Here is a 23,403-nt window from a genome sequence, read left to right as displayed (position 1 = left end):
GCCGCTCGGAACGTCTTCCGCGGGCGCAGGACCTTTTCGGCACCGCGCTCCACGGAGCGCCCACCGGCTGCCGCTGTGCGGCACAAGGGGATCGATGACTGAGTACGGCCGGGGACCCGGCTCCCAACCGTGGCACCCAGAGGATCCTCTGTACGGGGACCAGGGCTACGGCGGACACCAGCACCCGCAGCACCCGCAGCCGGAGCAGCAGCAGTACGGTCAGCAGCAGTACGGCTGGGACCCCTCGCAGGGCGCGGGGGGTCCGTACGACGGCGGCCCGGGGGAGGGCTACGGGCAGCAGCCCGTGGACCCGTACTCCGGAGCGCGTCCGGACCACTACGGCACCCCGGGCGCGTACCCGCCGCCGCAGCCCCAGCACATGCGCCAGCAGCAGGAACAGCACGTTCAGCACACCCAGCAGCAGCCTCAGCAGCACGCGCAGCAGCAGCACACCCAGCAGCACCAGGCGTACGAGCAGCCGCAGGAGCAGTGGCGGGCCGAGCCCGCCGACCCCCTGGAGGACAAGCTCTCCCTCTTCGACGACCGCCCGGAGGAGCCCGCGGCGGCCGCCGACGACGAGGCCGACGAGCCCCGCGGGGGCCGCTCCCGGGACCGCCGCGGCAAGAAGCCCAAGAAGAACAAGCGCCGCAGCGGCACCGCCTGCCTGCTGGTGGCGGTCGTCCTCGTCGGCGTCGTCGGCGGTGGCGGCTACCTCGCCTACGACTACTGGCAGACCCACTACGCGGCCGCGCCCGACTACGACGGCGAGGGCACCGGCGAGGTGAAGGTCGACATCCCCAAGGGAGCCGGCCTCGGTCAGATGGGCGAGGTCCTCCAGAAGGCGGGCGTCGTGAAGAGCGTCGGCGCCTTCACCGAGGCCGCCGGCAAGAACCCCAAGGGCGGGTCCATCCAGCCCGGCACGTACACCCTGCACAAGGAGATGTCCGGCAAGGCGGCGGTCGAGATGATGACCAACACCGCCAACTTCCTGACCATCGCCGAGGGCCGCCGCGCCGTCCAGATCTACGGGGCGATCGACGAGAAGCTCGGGCTCCCGGCGGGCACGACCAAGGGCGTCGCCAAGAACCAGGTGAAGGAGCTCGGCCTGCCGGACTGGGCGAACTCCGACCCGAAGATCATGGATCCGCTGGAGGGCTTCCTCTACCCCTCGCAGTACAGCGCGGGCAAGGGCACCAAGCCGGAGACCATCCTCAAGCAGATGGTCGCGCGGGCCAAGGAGAACTACGCCAAGCAGGACCTGGAGGGCAAGGCCAGGGAGCTCGGCCTGAAGTCCCCGCTCCAGCTGATCACCGTGGCGAGCCTGGTCAACGCCGAGGGCATGACCCACGACGACTTCCGCAAGATGTCCCGGGTCATCTACAACCGGCTCAAGCCCAGCAACGTCCAGACGAACGGCAAGCTCGAGTTCGACTCGACGGCCAACTACGCCAAGAACCAGAGCAAGCTGGACCTCAACCCCCAGGAGCTCCGGAAGTACGACCACCCCTACAACACGTACTTCATCAAGGGCATGCCGCCCGGTCCCATCGGCAACCCGGGCGCGGAGGCGCTCAGGGCGGCGATGGACCCCGAGCCGGGCGACTGGTACTACTTCGTCTCCATCAACGAGAAGACGACGTTCACCAAGAACCTGCAGGAGCACCAGAAGCTCGTGGACGAGTTCAACAAGAGCCGGAAGTCGTCATGAGCCGGTCGACGGAGCGGCGCCACCGGGCGGCCGTGCTCGGTTCGCCGATCACCCACTCGCTCTCCCCGGTCCTGCACCGCGCGGCCTACGCCGAGCTGGGCCTGGGGGAGTGGACGTACGACCGCTTCGAGGTCGGCGAGGCCGGGCTGCCCGCCTTCCTCGACGGGCTGGACGACGGCTGGGCGGGGCTCTCCCTGACCATGCCGCTCAAGCGGGCGGTGATCCCGCTGCTCGACTCGGTCAGCGCCACCGCCGCCTCCGTCGAGGCCGTCAACACGGTCGTCCTCACCGATGACGGCCGCCGCGTCGGCGACAACACGGACATCCCCGGCATCGCCGCGGCGCTCCGCGAGCGCGGCGTCGAGCGGGTCGGCTCCGCCGCCGTCCTCGGCGCCGGCGCCACCGCCTCCTCGGCCCTCGCCGCCCTCGCCCGGATCTGCGCCGGTGACGTCACCGCGTACGTCCGCAGCGAGGAGCGCGCCGCCGAGATGCGGCAGTGGGGCGAGCGGCTCGGCGTCTCCGTGCGCACCGCCGACTGGTCCCGCGCGGCCGAGGCGCTCGGCGCGCCGCTCGTCATCGCCACGACCCCGGCGGGCGCCACCGACGCCCTCGCGGAGGCCGTACCGGACCGCCCCGGCACCCTCTTCGACGTGCTGTACGAGCCGTGGCCGACGCCGCTGGCCGCCGCCTGGGCGGCGCGCGGCGGCGCCGTCCTCGGCGGCCTGGACCTGCTCGTCCACCAGGCGGTGCTCCAGGTCGAGCAGATGACCGGCTGCGCCACGGCGCCGCTGGCGGCGATGCGTGCGGCGGGCGAGGCGGCGCTGGCGGCCCGGGCCGCTCGGGCCGCTAAGTGACGGAGTAAGCGCTTCCGGCCGCTCCTATCTGACGCAGTAGGCCCGGTGGGCGGACCTGCGGCGGGGAACACCCTCCCGGCATGGGAGGATCAGAGACGGCGGGCCAGGGCCGCGCGCCCCCAGCTGCGCTGGGAGGTGCCCCCGCGGCGCGCCACTGCATGATCCGTGGTGCGAGTAGAGGAGTCCCGTTGAGCAGGTTGCGCTGGCTGACGGCCGGAGAGTCGCATGGTCCGGCACTGGTGGCGACGCTGGAGGGTCTCCCCGCCGGTGTGCCGATCACCACCGACATGGTGGCGGACCACCTGGCCCGGCGACGCCTCGGCTATGGACGCGGCGCCCGGATGAAGTTCGAGCGCGACGAGGTCACCTTCCTCGGCGGTGTGCGCCACGGCCTGTCCATGGGCTCCCCGATCGCGGTCATGGTGGGCAACACCGAGTGGCCCAAGTGGGAGAAGGTCATGGCGGCCGACCCGGTCGACCCGGCCGAGCTCGCCGCGCTGGCCCGCAACGCCCCGCTGACCCGCCCGCGCCCCGGCCACGCGGACCTCGCCGGAATGCAGAAGTACGGTTTCGACGAGGCCCGCCCGGTCCTGGAGCGCGCCTCCGCCCGCGAGACCGCCGCCCGTGTCGCCCTCGGCGCCGTCGCCCGCTCCTTCCTCAAGGAGACGGCCGGCATCGAGATCGTCTCGCACGTCGTGGAGCTGGCCGCCGCCAAGGCGCCCTACGGCGTCTACCCCGAGCCCTCCGACGTCGAGCGGCTCGACGCCGACCCGGTGCGCTGCCTGGACGAGGCCGCGAGCAAGGCGATGGTCGCCGAGATCGACCAGGCCCACAAGGACGGCGACACCCTCGGCGGCGTCGTCGAGGTCCTCGCCTACGGCGTGCCCGTCGGCCTCGGCTCGCACGTCCACTGGGACCGCCGTCTCGACGCCCGGCTGGCCGCCGCCCTGATGGGCATCCAGGCCATCAAGGGCGTCGAGGTCGGCGACGGCTTCGAGCTGGCCAGGGTGCCCGGCTCCAAGGCGCACGACGAGATCGTCGCCACCGACGAGGGCCTGCGCCGCACCTCCGGCCGCTCCGGCGGCACCGAGGGCGGTCTGACCACCGGCGAGCTGCTGCGCGTCCGGGCGGCCATGAAGCCCATCGCCACCGTGCCCCGCGCGCTGGCCACCGTCGACGTCAGCACCGGCGAGGCCACCCAGGCCCACCACCAGCGCTCCGACGTCTGCGCCGTGCCCGCCGCGGGCATCGTCGCCGAGGCCATGGTGGCGCTGGTGCTGGCCGACGCGGTGACGGAGAAGTTCGGTGGCGACAGCGTCGCCGAGACCCGCCGCAACGTCCAGGGCTACCTCGACAACCTGGCCATCAAGTGACCCCGCCCGTCGTCGTGCTGGTGGGCCCGCCGGGATCCGGCAAGTCCACCACCGGTGCCCTGCTCGCGCAGCGGCTGGGCACCGGTTACCGCGACACCGACGCCGACATCGAGCGGCGGGCCGGCAAGCCCATCCCGGAGATCTTCGTCGACGAGGGCGAGCCGCACTTCCGCGAGCTGGAGCGGCAGGCCGTCCGCGACGCCGTGGCCGAGCACCCCGGGGTGCTCGCCCTCGGCGGCGGCGCGATCATGGACGACGGCACCCGCGCCCTGCTCAAAGGCCTGCCGGTGGTCTTCCTCGACGTCGAGCTCGCCGACGCCGTGCACCGGGTGGGCCTGGACGCCCCCCGCCCGCTCCTCGCGGTCAACCCGCGGCAGCGCTGGCGCGAGCTGATGGCCGCGCGCCGCCCGCTGTACACCGAGGTCGCCCGCGCCACCGTCACCACCGGCGGCCGGACCCCGGCCGAGGTGGCCGACGCCGTGCTCGACGCGCTGGCCCTGTCCCGGGGCCGTACCCCCGACACCACGCAGTGAGGAACGCATGACCGACGCCCCCACCCGCATCCAGGTCGCCGGCAGCGCGGGCACCGCGCCGTACGAGGTCCTGGTCGGGCGCCAGCTGCTGGACGAGCTGCCCGGCCTGATCGGCACCCAGGCCCAGCGCGTGGCCGTGCTGCACCCCGAGGCGCTCGCCGAGACCGGTGAGGTGCTCCGCGCGGACCTGGCCGCCCAGGGCTACGAGGCCATCGCGATCCAGCTCCCCAACGCGGAGGAGGCCAAGACCGTCGAGGTCGCCGCCTACTGCTGGAAGGCGCTCGGCCAGACCGGCTTCACCCGCACCGACGTGATCGTCGGCGTCGGCGGCGGCGCCACCACCGACGTGGCCGGCTTCGTCGCCGCGACCTGGCTGCGCGGGGTGCGCTGGATCGCCGTGCCCACCACCGTGCTGGCCATGGTCGACGCGGCCGTCGGCGGCAAGACCGGCATCAACACCGCCGAGGGCAAGAACCTCGTCGGCGCCTTCCACCCGCCGGCCGGGGTGCTGTGCGACCTGGCCGCCCTGGAGTCGCTGCCGGTCCACGACTACGTCAGCGGCCTCGCCGAGGTCATCAAGGCCGGTTTCATCTCCGACCCGGCCATCCTCGACCTGATCGAGGCGGACCCGGCGGCGGCCCGTACGCCCGAGGGCCCGCACACCGCCGAGCTGATCGAGCGCGCCATCCGGGTCAAGGCCGAGGTGGTCTCCTCGGACCTCAAGGAGTCGGGCCTGCGGGAGATCCTCAACTACGGCCACACCCTCGCCCACGCGATCGAGAAGAACGAGCGCTACAACTGGCGGCACGGCGCGGCCGTCTCCGTCGGCATGGTCTTCGCCGCCGAGCTCGGCCGGATCGCCGGCCGGCTGGACGACCCGACCGCCGACCGGCACCGGGCGATCCTGGAGTCCGTGGGCCTGCCCGTCACCTACCGCGGTGACCAGTGGCCCAAGCTGGTCGAGAATATGAAGATCGACAAGAAGACCCGCGGCGACCGGCTGCGCTTCATCGTCCTCGACGGCCTCGCGAAGCCGACGGTCCTGGAATCGCCGGACCCGGCGATGCTGCTGGCGGCCCACGCGGAGATCGCGTCATGACCCGCCGGGTGCTCGTCCTCAACGGGCCGAACCTCGGCCGTCTGGGCTCCCGGGAACCCGATGTCTACGGCGCCACCTCCTACGCCGGGCTGGTCGAGGAGTGCACCCGGCTCGGCAAGGAGCTCGGCCTCGCCGTCGAGGTCCGGGAGACCAACGACGAGGGCGAGCTGGTCCGCTGGCTGCACGAGGCCGCCGACGGCTCGCTGCCCGTCGTCATCAACCCCGGTGCCTTCACCCACTACTCGTACGCGATGCGGGACGCGGCGGCGCAGCGGACCGCGCCGCTCGTCGAGGTGCACATCTCCAACCCGTACGCCCGGGAGGAGTTCCGCCACACGTCCGTGATCGCGGCGGTCGCGAGCGGGACGATCGCGGGGTTCGGCATCGGTTCGTACCGGCTGGCGCTGCGTGCGCTGGCGGAGGAACTCGGGGGCTGACGCGGGCGTTCCCACGGCGGTGGTCGCGGGAACGGGCTCGGGTACGCTCCCGTCTGGCCGGGGGGTTGCTTTTCCCCGGCCCCGCCCCTTCCCGCTCCCGGGGCTCCGCCCCGGACCCCGGTCCTCAAACGCCGGACGGGCTGAATCGTTGCCCGGAACCGGGCGAATTCAGCCCGTCCGGCGTTTGAGGACACCGCGCGGAGCGCGGAAAGGGGGCCCGGGGGCGTCAGCCCCCGGTTACGGGAAGGGGCGGGTAGGGGAACAACCCCCGGCCGACCACCCCGCACCCCTTCACCTCGCCGCGAACGAGACGGAGCCACCGGATGCAACACCCCGTGGGACCGCCACCACCCCACGCCCCCGGCGTCCCCGCGGGCCAGGGCGGCCACCCCCCGATGCCCCCCGCACCCCCCACGGGCCACTTCCCCCTGCCCGCGCCCCCGGCGCCCGCCGTGGCGGTGCTCCTCATCGGGCCGGCCGGTGCGGGCAAGACGACCGTCGCCCGGCACTGGGCCGACACCCGCCGGGTGCCCACGGCCCACATCAGCCTCGACGACGTCCGCGAATGGGTGCGGTCCGGGTTCGCCGACCCGCAGTCCGGCTGGAACGACCATTCCGAGGCGCAGTACCGGCTCGCCCGCCGCACCTGCGGCTTCGCCGCCCGGAACTTCCTCGCCAACGGCATCTCCTGCATCCTCGACGACGCGGTCTTCCCCGACCGGCCCGTCGTCGGCCTCGGGGGCTGGAAGCGGCACGTGGGCCCCGGTCTGCTGCCCGTGGTCCTGCTGCCGGGGCTTGAGGTCGTCCTGGAGCGCAACGCGGAGCGCTCCGGCAACCGCCGCCTCAGCGACGAGGAGGTCGCCCGGATCCACGGCCGGATGGCCGGCTGGTACGGCTCGGGCCTGCCCATCATCGACAACTCCCAGCAGGACGTCGCCACCACGGGCCGTCTCCTGGACGACATCGTCGCCCGTGCCCTGACGGCCCCGCCGGTCTCCGGCCGGTAGCCCGGCCCGCGCGCCCGGTCGGACGCGCTGGGACGGCCGGTCGTCCGGCCCGGTCGTACGCTCGAAGGCATGTCAGAGGTGTACGCGGCGCGCCGCGCGCGGCTGCGTGAGCGCTGTGAGGCGGCCGGGAGCGAGGCCGCCCTGGTGTCCGGCGACGCCAACGTCCGGTATCTGGCCGGTGGCGCCCCGCCGGGCGCCACCCTGCTCCTGGGCCCCGGCCAGGACCTCCTGTGCTGTCTCGCGGACCCCTTCGGGGACCGGGCGGCCGACCACCCCGCGGAGGACGTACGGGTCCTGGTGCTGCCCGCGCCCGACGGCGATCCGGCCGTCGCCGCCGCCGAGCGGGCGGCCGGGGCGGGCGTCGGCTCGCTGGCCGTCGAGGAGCACCACCTCACCGTCGCCCGGCACCGCGCCATGGGCTCGGTCGCGCCCCGGCTGCGCCTGGACGACCTGGGCACGGCCGTGGAGCAGCAGCGGCTGGTCAAGGACCCCGAGGAGATCTCCGCGCTCCGGATCGCCGCGGAGATCGCCGACCAGGCCCTCGGCGAGCTCCTCGAATCGATCCTGGTCGGCCGGACCGAGCGCCATCTGGCGCTGGAGCTGGAGCGCCGGCTGGTGGACCACGGCGCGGCCGGGCCGGCCTTCCCGACGTCGGTGGGCGCCGGGCCGAACTCCGGGCTCGCGGGTCACACGCCCGGTGACCGGCGGGTCGAGGAGGGCGATTTCCTCAGCGTCTGCCTGGGCGCCGACTACCGCGGCTACCGCAGCGAGATCGCCCGTACGTTCGTCATCGGCACCGCCCCGGCGGACTGGCAGATCGAGCTGTACGACCAGGTCTTCGCGGCCCAGCGGGCGGGCCGGGAGGCCCTCGCACCGGGCACTCCGTACCGCGACGTGGACCGCGCGGCGCGGGTCGTGCTGGAGGCCGCGGGGCACGGTGAGCGCCTCGGACCGGGCATCGGACACGGTGTGGGACTCGAAAACGACGAGGACCCTCGGCTGACGCCTTCGGCAATGGGTAAACTGGACGCTTGCGTGCCGGTCACCGTAGATCCGGGGGTTCACCTCCCGGGGCGCGGCGGGGTCCGGATCGATGACACGCTCGTCGTCCGCTCAGAAGCGGACGGCGGACCCGAGCTACTCACCATTACGACCAAAGAGCTGCTCGCGCTCTGACGGGCGCACCGCACTTTCTGGTTCCACCAGCCCAGGAGATACCGCAACCGTGGCATCCACGAACGACCTCAAGAACGGCATGGTGCTCAAGCTCGACGGGGGCCAGCTCTGGTCCGTCGTCGAGTTCCAGCACGTCAAGCCCGGCAAGGGCCCCGCCTTCGTCCGTACGAAGCTGAAGAACGTGCTCTCCGGCAAGGTCGTCGACAAGACCTTCAACGCGGGCGTGAAGGTCGAGACGGCCACCGTCGACAAGCGCGGCATGCAGTTCTCGTACATGGACGGCGAGTACTTCGTGTTCATGGACATGGACACGTACGACCAGCTGCACGTCGACCGCAAGGCCGTCGGCGACGCCGCCAACTTCCTGATCGAGGGCTTCGAGGCCGTCGTCGCGAAGCACGGCGACGAGGTGCTCTACGTCGAGCTGCCGGCCGCCGTCGAGCTGACCATCGAGCACACCGACCCGGGTGTCCAGGGCGACCGCTCCACCGGTGGCTCCAAGCCCGCCAAGCTGGAGACCGGCTACGAGATCCAGGTCCCGCTCTTCATCACCACCGGTGAGAAGATCAAGGTCGACACTCGTACCGGCGATTACCTCGGTCGGGTGAACAGCTAACCGTGGCCGCTCGCAGCAAGGCCCGTAAGCGCGCCTTCCAGATCCTCTTCGAGGCCGATCAGCGCGGGACCACCGTGCAGACCGTCCTCGCCGACTGGATCCGGCACTCGCGGTCCGACGACCGGCAGCCGCCGGTCAATGAGTACACCATGCAGCTGGTCGAGGGGTACGCCGAGCACGTCGCCCGCATCGACGAGCTGATCGCCACCTATGCGGTCGACTGGGACCTGGACCGGATGCCGGTCGCGGACCGGAACATCGTGCGGCTCGGTGCCTACGAGCTGATCTGGGAGGACGGCACTCCGGACGCGGTCGCGATCGACGAGGCGGTGCAGCTCGCCAAGGAGTTCTCGACCGACGACTCGCCGGCCTTCGTCAACGGCCTGCTCGGCCGCTTCAAGGAGCTCAAGCCGAGTCTTCGCCGGGCATGACGAAACCGCCGTGGGGGGCGGGAAACCCATCGGGTTTCCCGCCCCCCACGGCGGTTCTTTTTTATGACCGGGACGGCTAGGCGTCCTCGTGCTGGACCGCGCGGCGCGCGTCGGCGTCCAGGACGCCCCAGCTGATCAGCTGCTCGGTGAGCACCGAAGGCGACTGGTCGTAGATCACGGCAAGAGTGCGGAGGTCGTCCTGGCGGATCGACAGGACCTTGCCGTTGTAATCGCCACGCTGGCTCTGGATGGTGGCCGCGTAACGCTGGAGCGGGCCCGCCTTCTCGGCCGGCACATGGGCCAGGCGCTCAAGGTCGAGGACCAGCTTCGGCGGCGGCTCGGCGGCCCCGCCGGGAGTGGTGCCCGGCAGCAGTTCCTGCACCGGAACGCCGTAGAAATCGGCCAGCTCGGCCAGGCGCTGGACGGTCACTGCACGGTCGCCGCGCTCGTACGAGCCCACTACGACGGCCTTCCAACGGCCCTGGGACTTCTCCTCGACGCCATGGAGGGAGAGGCCCTGCTGGGTGCGGATGGCGCGGAGCTTGGCCCCGAGCTGTTTGGCGTATTCGCTGGACATAAAGCTCCCCGGACGAAGACTGGTAACTCACTGTGAGGTTACGCAGCGTAATCTGACTTCGTCAAGCCGAATGGTCCACAGCATCCCCCGTCAGGGGCGATGGCGCCTGTTCAGCGCGGACCCTGGTACCGTGAAACTGTTAATCCGACGTCCTTTAAAGTCCGTCCCGTGAGGCGGAGAAGGAGGTCCGTTTCGTATGGACGCACACCGTGACGCAAACCCTCCGGGTTCCGTCTCCGCCCGTCCCGTGCTCGAAGCACCGGACATCGCCCGGGTCCTGACCCGTATCGCCCACGAGATCGTCGAACGCGCCAAGGGCGCCGACGATGTGGTGCTTCTCGGCATCCCCACGCGCGGGGTCTTCCTCGCCCGTCGGCTGGCCGCCAAGCTCGAAGAGATCACCGGTGGCAAGACCCCGGTCGGCTCCCTCGACATCACGATGTACCGCGACGACCTGAGGCTGCGGCCCGCCCGCGCGCTGGCCCGCACCGAGATCCCCGGTGAGGGGGTCGACGGCCGTCTGGTGATCCTCGTCGACGACGTGCTCTTCTCCGGCCGCACCATCCGCGCCGCGCTCGACGCGCTGGGCGACATCGGCCGGCCGCGCGCCGTCCAGCTCGCCGTCCTCGTCGACCGGGGCCACCGCGAGCTCCCGATCCGCGCCGACTACGTCGGCAAGAACCTCCCCACGTCGCTGCGGGAGACGGTCAAGGTCCAGCTCACCGAGGAGGACGGCCGCGACAGCGTCCTCCTCGGCACGCGCGGGACCGCCGCGGCCGAGCAGTAGCAGCCCCCACGGACCCGGTGACCCCGGGCCCGTGAAGCCGCATGCCCGGCCGTCGCCCGTTCATATCCCCCCACACCTCCTCAACCACGGAGCAACCGGATGAAGCGCCACCTCATCTCGGCCGCCGACCTCACGCGCGACGACGCCGTCCTGATCCTCGACACCGCCGAGGAGATGGCGCGGGTCGCCGACCGGCCGATCAAGAAACTTCCGACCCTGCGCGGCCGCACCGTCGTCAACCTCTTCTTCGAGGACTCGACGCGCACCCGCATCTCCTTCGAGGCCGCCGCCAAGCGGCTCTCCGCCGACGTCATCAACTTCTCCGCCAAGGGCTCCTCGGTCTCCAAGGGCGAGTCGCTCAAGGACACGGCCCTGACGCTGGAGGCGATGGGCGCGGACGCCGTCGTCATCCGCCACCACGCCTCCGGCGCCCCCTACCGGCTCGCCAACTCCGGCTGGATCGACGGTGCCGTCGTCAACGCCGGCGACGGCACCCACGAGCACCCCACCCAGGCGCTGCTGGACGCCTTCACCATGCGCCGCCGCCTGGTGGGCCGGGACGCGGGCCTCGGCCGGGACCTGTCCGGCCGCCGGATCACGATCGTCGGCGACGTCCTGCACAGCCGGGTCGCCCGCTCCAACGTCCACCTGCTGACCACCCTCGGCGCCGAGGTCACCCTGGTGGCCCCGCCCACCCTGGTGCCGGTCGGCGTCGAGAGCTGGCCCTGCGAGGTCTCCTACGACCTGGACACCGTGCTGCCGAAGTCCGACGCCGTGATGATGCTGCGGGTGCAGCGCGAGCGGATGAACGCCGCCTTCTTCCCGACCGAGCGCGAGTACGCCCGCCGGTACGGCCTGGACGGCGACCGCATGGCGAAGATGCCCGAGCACGCGATCGTGATGCACCCCGGCCCGATGAACCGCGGCATGGAGATCACCGCCGAGGTCGCCGACTCCGACCGCTGCACGGCCGTCGAGCAGGTCGCCAACGGCGTCAGCACCCGTATGGCCGTCCTGTACCTGCTGCTGGGCGGCTCCGAGCCGGCCGTCACCACGAACAACGCCCGCACCGAGGAGAGCAAGTAATGTCCAAGATCCTGATCCGTGGTGCGAAGGTCCTCGGCGGCGAGCCGCAGGACGTCCTGATCGACGGCGAGACCATCGCCCAGGTCGGCACCGGCCTGAGCGCCGAGGGCGCCCAGGTGATCGAGGCCGACGGCAAGATCCTGCTGCCCGGCCTGGTCGACCTGCACACCCACCTGCGCGAGCCCGGCCGCGAGGACTCCGAGACCGTCCTCACCGGCACCCGCGCCGCCGCGAGCGGCGGCTTCACCGCCGTCTTCGCGATGGCCAACACCTTCCCGGTCGCCGACACCGCCGGCGTCGTCGAGCAGGTCTGGCGGCTGGGCAAGGAGTCCGGCTACTGCGACGTACAGCCCATCGGCGCCGTCACCGTCGGTCTGGAGGGCAAGCAGCTCTCGGAGCTCGGTGCCATGCACGAGTCCGCCGCCGGGGTCACCGTCTTCTCGGACGACGGCAAGTGCGTCGACGACGCCGTGATCATGCGCCGCGCCCTGGAGTACGTGAAGGCGTTCGGCGGCGTCGTCGCCCAGCACGCCCAGGAGCCCCGCCTCACCGAGGGCGCCCAGATGAACGAGGGCGTGGTCTCCGCCGAGCTGGGCCTCGGCGGCTGGCCCGCCGTCGCCGAGGAGTCGATCATCGCTCGCGATGTCCTCCTCGCCGAGCACGTCGGCTCCCGGGTGCACATCTGCCACCTCTCGACGGCCGGCTCGGTCGAGATCGTCCGCTGGGCCAAGTCGCGCGGCATCGACGTCACCGCCGAGGTCACCCCGCACCACCTGCTCCTCACCGACGACCTCGTCCGCTCGTACAACCCCGTCTACAAGGTGAACCCGCCGCTGCGCACCGAGCGCGACGTGCTGGCGCTGCGCGAGGCTCTGGCCGACGGCACGATCGACATCGTCGCCACCGACCACGCCCCGCACCCGCACGAGGACAAGGACTGCGAGTGGGCCGCGGCCGCCATGGGCATGGTCGGCCTGGAGACCGCGCTCTCCGTCGTCCAGCACACGATGGTCGAGACCGGGCTGCTGGACTGGGCCGGCGTCGCCGACCGGATGTCCGCCACCCCCGCCCGCATCGGCAGCCTCTCCGGCCACGGCCGCCCCATCGCTCCCGGGGAGCCCGCCAACCTCACGCTGGTCGATTCGGCTTACCGTGGTGTCGTGGACCCCGCGGGCTTCGCCTCCCGCAGCCGGAACACCCCTTACGAGGGGCGTGAGCTGCCGGGTCGCGTCACCCACACCTTCCTGCGGGGCCGCGCGACGGTCGTGGACGGGAAACTGGCGTGACACCTCTGCACACTCTGACAACGCTCGCAGCTGAGGAGAAGTCCCAGCAGGTGACCGACTGGGCCGCACGCATCGGCTGGGTCGTGGGACTGCTGCTCTTCATCGCGCTCGTCTACTGGCTGATGCGCGAGGGCTGGAAGTGGCGCGGCACGCTCCAGGGCGACCTGCCCGAGCTGCCCACCGCCCCCGAGGAGCCCGGCGCGGCCACCCTGACGATGACGGGCCGCTACCACGGCTCCACCACCGCCGGGCAGTGGCTCGACCGCATCGTGGCCCGTGGCCTCGGCACCCGCAGCCGGGCCGAGCTCACCCTGACGGACCAGGGCGTCGGCGTCGTACGGCCCGGCGCGGAGGACTTCTTCATCCCCGCCGCCGCGCTCCGCGGCGCCCGCCTCGACAAGGGCATCGCCGGCAAGGTCCTCGCCGAGGGCGGACTGCTGGTGATCACCTGGGAGCACGGCGGCCGGGAGATCGACTCCGGCTTCCGCTCCGACCGGGCCGCCGAGCACGCGGCCTGGGCCGAGGCCCTCACCGCACAGCACCACTCGAACCGACACGACATGGAAGGCGCACGATGACGACCTCCACCAGGGGAGCCGCGCACGCTCCCGCCGTACTCGTCCTGGAGGACGGCCGGATGTTCCGCGGCCGCGCCTACGGGGCCGTGGGGGTGACCTTCGGCGAGGCGGTGTTCTCCACCGGCATGACCGGTTACCAGGAGACCCTGACCGACCCCTCGTACCACCGCCAGGTGGTCGTCATGACCGCCCCGCACGTCGGCAACACCGGCGTGAACGACGAGGACCCCGAGTCCGGTCGGATCTGGGTGGCCGGCTACGTCGTCCGCGACCCCGCCCGGATGCCCTCCAACTGGCGCTCGCGCCGCTCCCTCGACGAGGAGCTGGTCAAGCAGGGCGTCGTCGGCATCAGCGGCATCGACACCCGCGCGCTCACCCGCCACCTGCGCGAGCGCGGCGCCATGCGCGTCGGCATCTTCTCCGGCAACAGCCTGCCCGACGAGGGCACGATGCTCGCCGAGGTCCGCCAGGCCCCCGAGATGCAGGGCGCCGACCTCTCCGCCGAGGTCGCCACCAAGGAGACCTACGTCGTCCCCGCGATCGGTGCGAAGAAGTTCACCGTCGCCGCGATCGACCTCGGCATCAAGGGCATGACCCCGCACCGGATGGCCGAGCGCGGCATCGAGGTGCACGTGCTGCCCGCCACGGCCACCGCCGAGGACGTCTACGCCGTCAACCCCGACGGCGTGTTCTTCTCCAACGGCCCGGGCGACCCGTCCACCGCCGACCACCCGGTCGCCGTGATGCGCGAGGTCCTCTCCCGGAAGACGCCGCTGTTCGGCATCTGCTTCGGCAACCAGATCCTGGGCCGCGCGCTCGGCTTCGGCACCTACAAGCTGAAGTACGGCCACCGGGGCATCAACCAGCCCGTGCAGGACCGCACGACCGGCAAGGTCGAGGTCACCGCGCACAACCACGGCTTCGCCGTCGACGCCCCGCTCGACGCGGCGACCGACACGCCCTACGGCCGGGTGGAGGTCTCCCACGTGTGCCTCAACGACAACGTGGTGGAGGGCCTCCAGCTGCTCGACCAGCCGGCTTTCAGCGTCCAGTACCACCCCGAAGCGGCGGCGGGCCCGCACGACGCCGCCTACCTGTTCGACCGCTTCGTGACCCTGATGGAGGGCCAGCGTGCCTAAGCGCACCGACATCCAGTCCGTTCTGGTCATCGGCTCCGGCCCGATCGTCATCGGTCAGGCCGCCGAGTTCGACTACTCCGGGACCCAGGCGTGCCGCGTCCTGAAGTCCGAGGGCCTGCGGGTCATCCTGGTCAACTCCAACCCGGCCACGATCATGACCGACCCGGAGATCGCCGACGCCACGTACGTCGAGCCGATCACCCCGGAGTTCGTCGAGAAGATCATCGCCAAGGAGCGCCCCGACGCCCTCCTGCCCACCCTCGGCGGCCAGACCGCGCTCAACACCGCGATCTCCATGCACGAGAACGGCGTCCTGGAGAAGTACGGCGTCGAGCTGATCGGCGCCAACGTCGAGGCCATCCACAAGGGCGAGGACCGCGACCTCTTCAAGGGCGTCGTCGAGGCCGTCAACGCCAAGATCGGCCACGGCGAGTCCGCCCGCTCGGTCATCTGCCACACCATGGACGAGGTCATCGCGGGCGTCGACACGCTCGGCGGCTACCCCGTCGTCGTCCGCCCCTCCTTCACCATGGGTGGCGCCGGCTCCGGCTTCGCCCACGACGAGGACGAGCTGCGCCGCATCGCCGGCCAGGGCCTCACGCTCTCCCCGACCACCGAGGTGCTCCTGGAGGAGTCCATCCTCGGCTGGAAGGAGTACGAGCTGGAGCTGATGCGCGACAAGAACGACAACGTCGTGGTCGTCTGCTCCATCGAGAACTTCGACCCGATGGGCGTGCACACCGGTGACTCGATCACCGTCGCCCCGGCGATGACCCTCACCGACCGCGAGTACCAGCGGCTGCGCGACATCGGCATCGCGATCATCCGCGAGGTCGGCGTCGACACCGGCGGCTGCAACATCCAGTTCGCGGTGGACCCCGAGGACGGCCGGATCATCGTCATCGAGATGAACCCGCGCGTCTCGCGCTCCTCGGCGCTCGCCTCCAAGGCCACCGGCTTCCCGATCGCCAAGATCGCGGCCCGGCTGGCCGTCGGCTACACGCTGGACGAGATCCCCAACGACATCACCGAGAAGACCCCGGCCTCCTTCGAGCCCACGCTCGACTACGTCGTGGTCAAGGCCCCCCGCTTCGCGTTCGAGAAGTTCCCGGCCGCCGACGCCACCCTCACCACGACCATGAAGTCGGTCGGCGAGGCCATGGCCATCGGCCGCAACTTCACCGAGGCGCTCCAGAAGTCCCTGCGCTCGCTGGAGAAGAAGGGCTCGCAGTTCGACTTCGTCTCGGCGCCCGGCGACAAGGCGGAGCTGCTGGCGAAGGCCGTCGTCCCCACGGACGGCCGGATCAACACGGTCATGGCGGCCATCCGCGCCGGTGCCACGGCCGAGGAGGTCTTCGACGCCACGAAGATCGACCCCTGGTTCGTCGACCAGCTCTTCCTGATCAACGAGATCGCCGAGGAGGTCCGCGCCGCCGAGAAGCTGGAGCCGGGCATCCTCGCCGAGGCCAAGCGGCACGGCTTCTCCGACGCCCAGATCGCCGGCATCCGCGGCCTGCGCGAGGACGTCGTCCGCGAGGTCCGGCACGCGCTCGGCGTCCGCCCGGTCTACAAGACGGTCGACACCTGCGCCGCCGAGTTCGCCGCGAAGACCCCGTACTTCTACTCGTCCTACGACGAGGAGACCGAGGTCGCGCCGCGCGAGAAGCCCGCGGTGATCATTCTGGGCTCGGGCCCGAACCGCATCGGCCAGGGCATCGAGTTCGACTACTCCTGCGTCCACGCCTCCTTCGCGCTCAGCGACGCGGGCTACGAGACCGTGATGGTCAACTGCAACCCCGAGACCGTCTCCACCGACTACGACACCTCCGACCGGCTCTACTTCGAGCCGCTCACCCTGGAGGACGTCCTGGAGATCGTCCACGCCGAGACCCTCGCCGGTCCCGTCGCGGGCGTCGTCGTCCAGCTCGGCGGCCAGACCCCGCTCGGCCTCGCCCAGGCGCTCAAGGACAACGGCGTGCCGATCGTCGGCACCTCGCCCGAGGCCATCGACCTCGCCGAGGAGCGCGGCGCCTTCGGCCGCGTGCTCACCGAGGCCGGGCTGCCCGCGCCGAAGTACGGCACCGCCTTCTCCTTCGACGAGGCCAAGGCCATCGCCACCGAGATCGGCTACCCGGTCATGGTCCGCCCGTCCTACGTGCTCGGCGGCCGCGGCATGGAGATCGTCTACGACGAGCCCTCCCTCGGCGGCTACCTGGAGCGGCACGCCGGCCTGATCTCCGAGCACCCGGTCCTCATCGACCGCTTCCTCGACGACGCCATCGAGATCGACGTCGACGCGCTCTACGACGGCGAGGAGCTCTACCTCGGCGGCGTCATGGAGCACATCGAGGAGGCCGGCATCCACTCCGGCGACTCCGCCTGCGCGCTGCCCCCGATCACCCTCGGCGGCCACGACATCAAGCGGCTGCGCGCCTCCACCGAGGCCATCGCCAAGGGCGTCGGCGTCCGCGGCCTGATCAACATCCAGTTCGCCATGGCCGGGGACATCCTCTACGTGCTGGAGGCCAACCCGCGCGCCTCCCGCACCGTCCCCTTCACCTCCAAGGCGACCGCCGTGCCGCTGGCCAAGGCCGCCGCCCGCATCTCGCTGGGCGCGACCGTCGCCGAGCTGCGCGCCGAGGGCATGCTGCCCCGGGAGGGCGACGGCGGCACCCTGCCGCTGGACGCGCCGATCTCCGTCAAGGAGGCCGTGATGCCGTGGTCGCGCTTCCGCGACGCCTCCGGCCGCGGCGTGGACACCGTCCTCGGCCCGGAGATGCGCTCCACCGGCGAGGTCATGGGCATCGACAAGGTCTTCGGCACGGCGTACGCCAAGTCGCAGGCCGGGGCGTACGGCGCGCTGCCCACCAAGGGCCGCGCGTTCGTCTCCGTCGCCAACCGCGACAAGCGCTCGATGATCTTCCCGGCCCGTGAGCTGGTCGCCCACGGCTTCGAGCTGCTGGCCACCTCCGGCACCGCCGAGGTCCTCAAGCGCAACGGCATCAACGCCACCGTCGTGCGCAAGCAGAGCGAGGGCGAGGGCCCGGGCGGCGAGAAGACCATCGTCCAGCTCATCCACGACGGCCAGGTCGACCTGATCGTCAACACCCCGTACGGCACCGGCGGCCGCCTCGACGGCTACGAGATCCGCACCGCCGCCGTCGCCCGCGCGGTCCCGTGCCTGACCACGGTCCAGGCGCTCGCCGCCGCCGTCCAGGGCATCGAGGCGCTCACCCGCGGCGACGTCGGCGTCCGTTCCCTCCAGGAACACGCCGGAGCGCTCACCGCCGCCCGCGAGGCGTAGGGCACAGGAGGGGGACACCGACCGGTGTCCCCCTCTTCGTGAGGCTCGCCACGAGCCTCCGCCATGAGCCCCCTCCACGCGCCCGCACGGGCCCCCTCATGAGCCCTCGCGGCCCCCTTCGCCCGGGGTCCGCCGCCCCCCTCGCCAAGAAGGCTTGAAATGTACCGTCTCCTCTTCGATCTGCTCTTCAAGCGCATGGACCCGGAGAAGGCCCACCACCTGGCCTTCGGCTGGATCCGCGGCGCCGCCCGGGTGCCCGTGCTGCGCACCCTCGTCGCCGCCGTCCTGGCCCCCCGCCACAAGGCGCTGCGCACCGAGGCGCTCGGCCTGCGCATGCACGGCCCCTTCGGCCTCGCGGCCGGCTTCGACAAGAACGCCACCGCCGTCGACGGCATGACGATGCTGGGCTTCGACCACGTCGAGATCGGCACCGTCACCGCCCGGCCCCAGCCGGGCAACCCCAAGAAGCGCCTCTTCCGCCTCGTCGCCGACCGCGCGCTCATCAACCGCATGGGCTTCAACAACGACGGCTCCGCGGCCGTCGCCGAGCGCCTGGCGGCCCGCAAGGCGGTCTTCCGGACGACCGTGGGCGTCAACATCGGCAAGACCAAGGTGGTGCCGGAGGAGGAGGCCGTCGCCGACTACGTCACCTCCACCGAGCGCCTCGCCGCCCACGCCGACTACCTCGTCGTCAACGTCTCGTCGCCCAACACGCCCGGCCTGCGCAACCTCCAGGCCACCGAGGCGCTGCGGCCCCTGCTGACCGCCGTCCGCGAGGCCGCGGACCGCACGGTCACCTCGCGCCGGGTGCCCCTGCTGGTGAAGATCGCCCCCGACCTGGCCGACGAGGACGTGGACGCCGTCGCCGACCTCGCCGTCGAGCTGGGCCTGGACGGCATCATCGCCACCAACACCACCATCGCCCGCGACGGCCTCGGCCTCACGACCCCGAAGCGGACCGTGGAGGCCATCGGCGCCGGCGGTCTGTCCGGCGCGCCCCTCAAGGCCCGCTCGCTGGAGGTCATCGGCCGGCTGTACGCCCGTGTGGGCGACCGGATCACCCTCGTGGGCGTCGGGGGCATCGAGACCGCCGACGACGCCTGGGAGCGCATCCTGGCGGGCGCCACGCTGGTCCAGGGCTACAGCGCCTTCATCTACGAGGGCCCGTTCTGGTGCCGCCGTATCCACCGCGGCCTCGCCGAGCGGCTGGCCGCCTCCCCGTACGCCACCCTCGCCGACGCCGTGGGGGCCGCCGCCCCGGGGAAGACGGCGTGACGGGGGCAGTCGTTCCGCGGGGCGGAACCGGTGTGCACAGCCTGACCACCGGCCCGCAGCCGACCCCGTGCCCCGAGCCCGTCCGCAATTCCGGAGGAACCCCGTGACCGAGATCATCACCCCCGAGCCGTTCGGCGCCCGCCTCCGCCGCGCCATGGACACCCGCGGCCCCCTCTGCGTCGGCATCGACCCGCACGCGTCCCTGCTCGCCGACTGGGGCCTGTCCGACGACATCGCCGGCCTGGAGCGCTTCACGCGCGTCGTCGTGGAGGCGCTGGCCGACCGGGTCGCCGTGCTCAAGCCGCAGTCCGCGTTCTTCGAGCGGTTCGGCTCGCGCGGCATCGCGGTCCTGGAGCGGGCCGTCGCCGACTCCCGGGAGGCCGGCGCGCTGGTCCTCATGGACGCCAAGCGCGGGGACATCGGCTCCACCATGGCCGCCTACGCCGCGACCTACCTGGACCCGGCCTCGCCGCTGTTCTCGGACGCCGTCACCGTCAGCCCCTACCTGGGCTACGGCTCGCTGCGCCCGGCCCTGGACCTGGCCCGCGAGAGCGGCACCGGCGTGTTCGTCCTCGCGCTGACCTCGAACCCCGAGGGCGCCGAGGTGCAGCACGCGGTGCGGACCGGGGGAGCGAGCGTCGCGGCGACGATGCTGGACCACCTCCGCGCGGAGAACGCGGCGGAGAACGCCACCGGGGCCATGGGCTCGTACGGCGCGGTCGTGGGCGCGACGCTGGGCGACACGCTCGGCGCGGCCGGCGCCGACCTGACGATCGGCGGCCCGCTGCTGGCCCCCGGCATCGGCGCGCAGGGCGCGACGGCGGCGGACCTGCCGAAGGTCTTCGGCGCGGCCGTCCGCGACGTCGTCCCGAACGTCAGCCGCGGCGTGCTGCGGCACGGCCCGGACGTGGCCGCGCTGCGCACGAGCGCCGCCCGCTTCGCGGACGAGGTCCGGGAAGCGGTGGACGCGAGCGGCCCCGGGGCGCGCTGAAGCGACCCTCCCGGACGACCCGGGCCGAGGGCGGCCCGGGTCATGGCGGCACGGCCCGGCACGGGCCGGTGCGGACCGGCCCGTGAGGGGTCTCCGACAGTACCCGGCGGTACCCGGGAGAAGATCTCGGACAAGAATTGTCGGTCATTATGTCCGGAAAGGTCCTGGTCGAGCGAGTCTGACCAGGACTTTTCGTCTGTTCTCGCTGACTGGAGCGGGATCGGCCGCTAGTCTCCGACGAGAGCGAACGTGCAAGCGCGTTGCTCGTTGCTCCGCAGGTGTGGGCCGACTAGGTTCCTCACCGGTCCGTTATCCGACAGTTCGATATCCGAGGTGACGTAGGCGTGGCTCTTCCGCCCCTTACCCCTGAACAGCGCGCAGCCGCGCTCGAAAAGGCCGCCGCGGCTCGCCGGGAGCGCGCCGAGGTCAAGAATCGGCTCAAGCACTCCGGCGCCTCGCTGCACGAGGTCATCGAGCAGGGCCAGAAGAATGAAGTCATCGGCAAGATGAAGGTCAGCGCACTCCTGGAGAGCCTTCCGGGTGTGGGCAAGGTCCGCGCCAAGCAGATCATGGAGCGGCTCGGCATCTCCGAGAGCCGCCGGGTGCGCGGGCTCGGCTCGAATCAGATCGCCTCCTTGGAGCGTGAGTTCGGCGGCAAGGCCGCCTGACGTTCCCAGGCACTCCCGGGAACCGGGATAATCACTGCATGAGTACTGCAGTCTCCCGGGGGACGTCCCCCGTACCCCCGGCCAGACAACCGCGGCTGACCGTGCTCTCCGGCCCCTCCGGGGTCGGTAAGAGCACGGTCGTCGCCCATATGCGCAAGGCCCACCCCGAGGTGTGGCTCTCGGTATCGGCCACCACCCGCAAGCCGCGCCCCGGCGAGCGGGAAGGTGTCCAGTACTTCTTCGTGGACGACGGCGAATTCGACAAGCTCGTCGCCAACGGTGAGCTGCTGGAGTGGGCGGAGTTCGCCGGCAACCGCTACGGCACGCCGCGCCAGGCGGTCCTCGACCGCCTGGAGGCCGGTGAGCCCGTGTTGCTGGAGATCGACCTCCAGGGCGCCCGGCAGGTCCGTGAGTCCATGCCGGACGCCCAGCTGGTCTTTCTCGCGCCCCCGAGCTGGGACGAGCTGGTCCGCCGGCTCACCGGCCGGGGCACCGAGTCGCCCGAGGTCATCGAGCGCCGGCTGGCCGCAGCGAAGATCGAGCTGGCGGCCGAGGCGGAGTTCGATGTGACGTTGGTCAACACCTCCGTCGAGGACGTCGCGCGCGAGCTGCTAGCCTTGCTGCGTTGAACTGGGGATATCCCCCGAAGTTCCTGATCTCCACCCCCATCGGAAGGCAGACAGTGTCCTCTTCCATCACCGCGCCCGAGGGCATCATCAACCCTCCGATCGACGAGCTCCTCGAGGCGACCGACTCGAAGTACAGCCTGGTGATCTACGCCGCCAAGCGCGCCCGTCAGATCAACGCGTACTACTCGCAGCTCGGCGAGGGCCTGCTGGAGTACGTCGGTCCGCTGGTGGACACCCACGTCCACGAGAAGCCGCTCTCCATCGCGCTCCGTGAGATCAACGCCGGTCTGCTGACCTCCGAGGCCATCGAGGCCCCGGCCCAGTAGGGCGTTCGGTCCCGCACAGCCACAGGCCCGGCAGGGTCCCTCCCGGCGTTCCGCCGGGGGGAGCGCCTGCCGGGCCTGTGGTGTGTCATGGGACCGTACGGTCGTACGTACGCACGAGATGGCGGGGAGAAGCCAAACGATGGACAAGCCCAAGGTCGTCCTGGGGGTCAGCGGCGGGATCGCCGCCTACAAGGCGTGTGAGCTGCTGCGCCGCCTCACCGAGTCGGGGCACTCCGTACGGGTGGTGCCGACCGCCGCCTCGCTGCACTTCGTCGGCGAGGCGACCTGGTCGGCGCTGTCCGGTCAGCCGGCCGCCACCCAGGTGTGGGACTCCGTCCACGAGGTGCCGCACGTGCGGATCGGCCAGGAGGCCGACCTCGTCGTCGTCGCGCCCGCGACCGCCGACATGCTGGCCAAGGCCGCGCACGGGCTCGCCGACGACCTGCTGACCAACACCCTCCTCACCGCCCGCTGCCCGGTCGTCTTCGCGCCCGCCATGCACACAGAGATGTGGGAGAACCAGGCCACCCAGGAGAACGTGGCGACGCTGCGCCGCCGGGGCGCGATCGTGATCGAGCCCGCCGTCGGCCGTCTGACGGGCGTCGACACCGGCAAGGGCCGGCTGCCGGACCCCGAGGCGATCTTCGAGGTCTGCCGCCGGGTGCTGGCCCGCAGCGCCGAGGGGCAGGGCACGGACCTCGCCGGGCGCCATGTGGTCGTCAGCGCGGGCGGCACCCGGGAGCCCCTGGACCCGGTGCGCTTCCTGGGCAACCGCTCCTCGGGCAAGCAGGGCTACGCCCTGGCCCGTACGGCCGTGGCGCGCGGGGCCAGGGTGACGCTCGTCGCCGCCAACAGCGAGCTGCCCGACCCCGCCGGGGTCGACGTGGTGCGCGTGGGCACCGCGGTGCAGATGCGGGAGGCGGTGCTCAAGGCCGCCGCCGCCGCCGACGCCGTGGTGATGGCGGCCGCCGTCGCCGACTTCCGCCCGGCCTCGTACGCCTCCGGCAAGATCAAGAAGCGGGACGGGCAGGACCCGGAACCGGTCGTTCTGGTGCGTAATCCGGACATCCTCGCGGAACTCTCCGCGGATCGCCCCCGCCCCGGGCAGATCGTGGTGGGCTTCGCCGCGGAGACGGACGACGTCCTCGCCAACGGCCGGGCCAAGCTCGCGCGCAAGGGCTGCGACCTCCTCGTGGTCAACGAGGTCGGGGAGCGCAAGACCTTCGGCGCCGAGCGGAGCGAGGCCGTCGTGCTGGCGCCCGACGGCTCCGAGACCCCGGTGCCCTACGGCCCCAAGGAGGGGCTCGCCGACATCGTCTGGAACCTTGTGACGGAACGCCTTTCCTGAGGATTCCGGGGCTCCGGAGACGGAAGGTGTCGCAGGTCACTCCACCGGTGAAGGCAGACCGGATGCCCCAACCACGAGAACGCCGGATAAACTGGCTCAGGATCCGCGTCGAGCGCAGCTCTCGAACACGGGTCCTGCAAATGATCAGCCAGCAGCCGCTGCAACCCCAGGGAGC

23 protein-coding genes are annotated in these 23,403 nt (G+C 71.8%); 22 read left to right on the top strand and 1 reads right to left on the bottom strand.

The annotated features are described in order from the left end of the window. Window positions 1-94 precede the first annotated feature (94 nt). The 10 genes from mltG to nusB all read left to right on the top strand — a co-directional run bounded on the left by mltG (window position 95) and on the right by nusB (window position 9,234). Complete coding sequence (gene mltG, locus AF335_RS31460; RefSeq protein WP_102921825.1) at window positions 95-1,708, top strand: endolytic transglycosylase MltG; 1,614 nt, start codon at window positions 95-97, stop codon at window positions 1,706-1,708. After that, window positions 1,705-2,562 carry a shikimate dehydrogenase gene (locus AF335_RS31455; protein WP_102921824.1) on the top strand — a complete coding sequence of 286 codons (858 nt, stop codon included), beginning with the start codon at window positions 1,705-1,707 and terminating at the stop codon, window positions 2,560-2,562. Before mltG ends, AF335_RS31455 begins: the two co-directional genes overlap by 4 nt. Before the next feature lie 188 nt (window positions 2,563-2,750). Beyond that, window positions 2,751-3,935: a chorismate synthase gene (gene aroC / locus AF335_RS31450; protein WP_102921823.1), complete on the top strand. Its 1,185-nt coding sequence runs from the start codon at window positions 2,751-2,753 to the stop codon at window positions 3,933-3,935. After that, window positions 3,932-4,468, top strand: coding sequence for a shikimate kinase (locus AF335_RS31445; RefSeq protein WP_102921822.1), 537 nt, complete (start codon window positions 3,932-3,934; stop codon window positions 4,466-4,468). The genes aroC and AF335_RS31445 overlap by 4 nt, the downstream gene beginning before the upstream one ends. Window positions 4,469-4,475: 7 nt before the next feature. Next, window positions 4,476-5,567 carry a 3-dehydroquinate synthase gene (gene aroB, locus AF335_RS31440; protein WP_102921821.1) on the top strand — a complete coding sequence of 364 codons (1,092 nt, stop codon included), beginning with the start codon at window positions 4,476-4,478 and terminating at the stop codon, window positions 5,565-5,567. Then, complete coding sequence (gene aroQ / locus AF335_RS31435) at window positions 5,564-6,004, top strand: type II 3-dehydroquinate dehydratase (RefSeq protein ID WP_102921820.1); 441 nt, start codon at window positions 5,564-5,566, stop codon at window positions 6,002-6,004. Before aroB ends, aroQ begins: the two co-directional genes overlap by 4 nt. 323 nt (window positions 6,005-6,327) lie before the next feature. Next, window positions 6,328-7,011, top strand: coding sequence for an AAA family ATPase (locus tag AF335_RS31430; RefSeq protein WP_102921819.1), 684 nt, complete (start codon window positions 6,328-6,330; stop codon window positions 7,009-7,011). 69 nt (window positions 7,012-7,080) lie between these two features. Then, a complete protein-coding gene (locus AF335_RS31425; protein ID WP_102921818.1) occupies window positions 7,081-8,187 on the top strand; it encodes a M24 family metallopeptidase in 1,107 nt (368 codons plus the stop codon). Window positions 8,188-8,236: 49 nt separating this feature from the next. After that, entirely contained in the window at window positions 8,237-8,803 is a 567-nt protein-coding gene (gene efp / locus AF335_RS31420; protein ID WP_102921817.1) for an elongation factor P, read from the top strand. A gap of 2 nt (window positions 8,804-8,805) precedes the next feature. Further along, the gene (nusB, locus tag AF335_RS31415; RefSeq protein ID WP_102921816.1) at window positions 8,806-9,234 is read left to right on the top strand and encodes a transcription antitermination factor NusB; all 429 of its coding nucleotides are present in this window, start codon (window positions 8,806-8,808) and stop codon (window positions 9,232-9,234) included. A gap of 76 nt (window positions 9,235-9,310) precedes the next feature. On the opposite strand, the gene bldD is transcribed toward nusB, so the two are convergent. Then, complete coding sequence (gene bldD / locus AF335_RS31410) at window positions 9,311-9,811, bottom strand: transcriptional regulator BldD (RefSeq protein ID WP_004948690.1); 501 nt, start codon at window positions 9,809-9,811, stop codon at window positions 9,311-9,313. A 196-nt stretch (window positions 9,812-10,007) separates the two neighbouring features. Between bldD and pyrR the strand changes: the two genes are divergently transcribed. The 12 genes from pyrR (at window position 10,008) to coaBC (ending at window position 23,228) form a co-directional block, all read left to right on the top strand. Then, window positions 10,008-10,598, top strand: a complete 591-nt coding sequence (gene pyrR, locus AF335_RS31405) for a bifunctional pyr operon transcriptional regulator/uracil phosphoribosyltransferase PyrR (protein ID WP_102921815.1) — start codon at window positions 10,008-10,010, stop codon at window positions 10,596-10,598. A gap of 99 nt (window positions 10,599-10,697) precedes the next feature. Further along, the gene (locus AF335_RS31400; protein WP_102921814.1) at window positions 10,698-11,684 is read left to right on the top strand and encodes an aspartate carbamoyltransferase catalytic subunit; all 987 of its coding nucleotides are present in this window, start codon (window positions 10,698-10,700) and stop codon (window positions 11,682-11,684) included. After that, complete coding sequence (locus AF335_RS31395; protein ID WP_102921813.1) at window positions 11,684-12,970, top strand: dihydroorotase; 1,287 nt, start codon at window positions 11,684-11,686, stop codon at window positions 12,968-12,970. Before AF335_RS31400 ends, AF335_RS31395 begins: the two co-directional genes overlap by 1 nt. Then, window positions 12,967-13,548, top strand: a complete 582-nt coding sequence (locus tag AF335_RS31390; RefSeq protein ID WP_102921812.1) for a PH-like domain-containing protein — start codon at window positions 12,967-12,969, stop codon at window positions 13,546-13,548. Before AF335_RS31395 ends, AF335_RS31390 begins: the two co-directional genes overlap by 4 nt. Further along, window positions 13,545-14,687 (top strand): glutamine-hydrolyzing carbamoyl-phosphate synthase small subunit, encoded by a 1,143-nt coding sequence (carA, locus tag AF335_RS31385; protein WP_102921811.1) that lies wholly within the window; start codon window positions 13,545-13,547, stop codon window positions 14,685-14,687. Before AF335_RS31390 ends, carA begins: the two co-directional genes overlap by 4 nt. Next, window positions 14,680-17,991 (top strand): carbamoyl-phosphate synthase large subunit, encoded by a 3,312-nt coding sequence (gene carB / locus AF335_RS31380; protein ID WP_102921810.1) that lies wholly within the window; start codon window positions 14,680-14,682, stop codon window positions 17,989-17,991. Before carA ends, carB begins: the two co-directional genes overlap by 8 nt. A gap of 159 nt (window positions 17,992-18,150) precedes the next feature. After that, the gene (locus AF335_RS31375; RefSeq protein WP_102921809.1) at window positions 18,151-19,266 is read left to right on the top strand and encodes a quinone-dependent dihydroorotate dehydrogenase; all 1,116 of its coding nucleotides are present in this window, start codon (window positions 18,151-18,153) and stop codon (window positions 19,264-19,266) included. 115 nt (window positions 19,267-19,381) lie between these two features. Then, window positions 19,382-20,257, top strand: coding sequence for an orotidine-5'-phosphate decarboxylase (gene pyrF, locus AF335_RS31370; RefSeq protein ID WP_102921934.1), 876 nt, complete (start codon window positions 19,382-19,384; stop codon window positions 20,255-20,257). Window positions 20,258-20,601: 344 nt separating this feature from the next. Then, window positions 20,602-20,925 (top strand): integration host factor, encoded by a 324-nt coding sequence (locus tag AF335_RS31365; RefSeq protein WP_087928986.1) that lies wholly within the window; start codon window positions 20,602-20,604, stop codon window positions 20,923-20,925. Between the two features lie 38 nt (window positions 20,926-20,963). Further along, window positions 20,964-21,554 carry a guanylate kinase gene (gene gmk, locus AF335_RS31360; protein ID WP_102921808.1) on the top strand — a complete coding sequence of 197 codons (591 nt, stop codon included), beginning with the start codon at window positions 20,964-20,966 and terminating at the stop codon, window positions 21,552-21,554. Between the two features lie 53 nt (window positions 21,555-21,607). Beyond that, window positions 21,608-21,880, top strand: a complete 273-nt coding sequence (gene rpoZ / locus AF335_RS31355) for a DNA-directed RNA polymerase subunit omega (protein WP_004948662.1) — start codon at window positions 21,608-21,610, stop codon at window positions 21,878-21,880. 139 nt (window positions 21,881-22,019) lie between these two features. After that, entirely contained in the window at window positions 22,020-23,228 is a 1,209-nt protein-coding gene (gene coaBC / locus AF335_RS31350) for a bifunctional phosphopantothenoylcysteine decarboxylase/phosphopantothenate--cysteine ligase CoaBC (RefSeq protein ID WP_184743102.1), read from the top strand. Window positions 23,229-23,403: the final 175 nt, after the last annotated feature.

The sequence above is a fragment of the Streptomyces eurocidicus genome, from assembly GCF_002891295.1.
In the GTDB taxonomy this organism is placed as follows: domain Bacteria; phylum Actinomycetota; class Actinomycetes; order Streptomycetales; family Streptomycetaceae; genus Streptomyces; species Streptomyces eurocidicus.
Note: the sequence above shows the minus strand (reverse complement) of the source record. Positions and strands in the feature narration are given on the sequence as shown.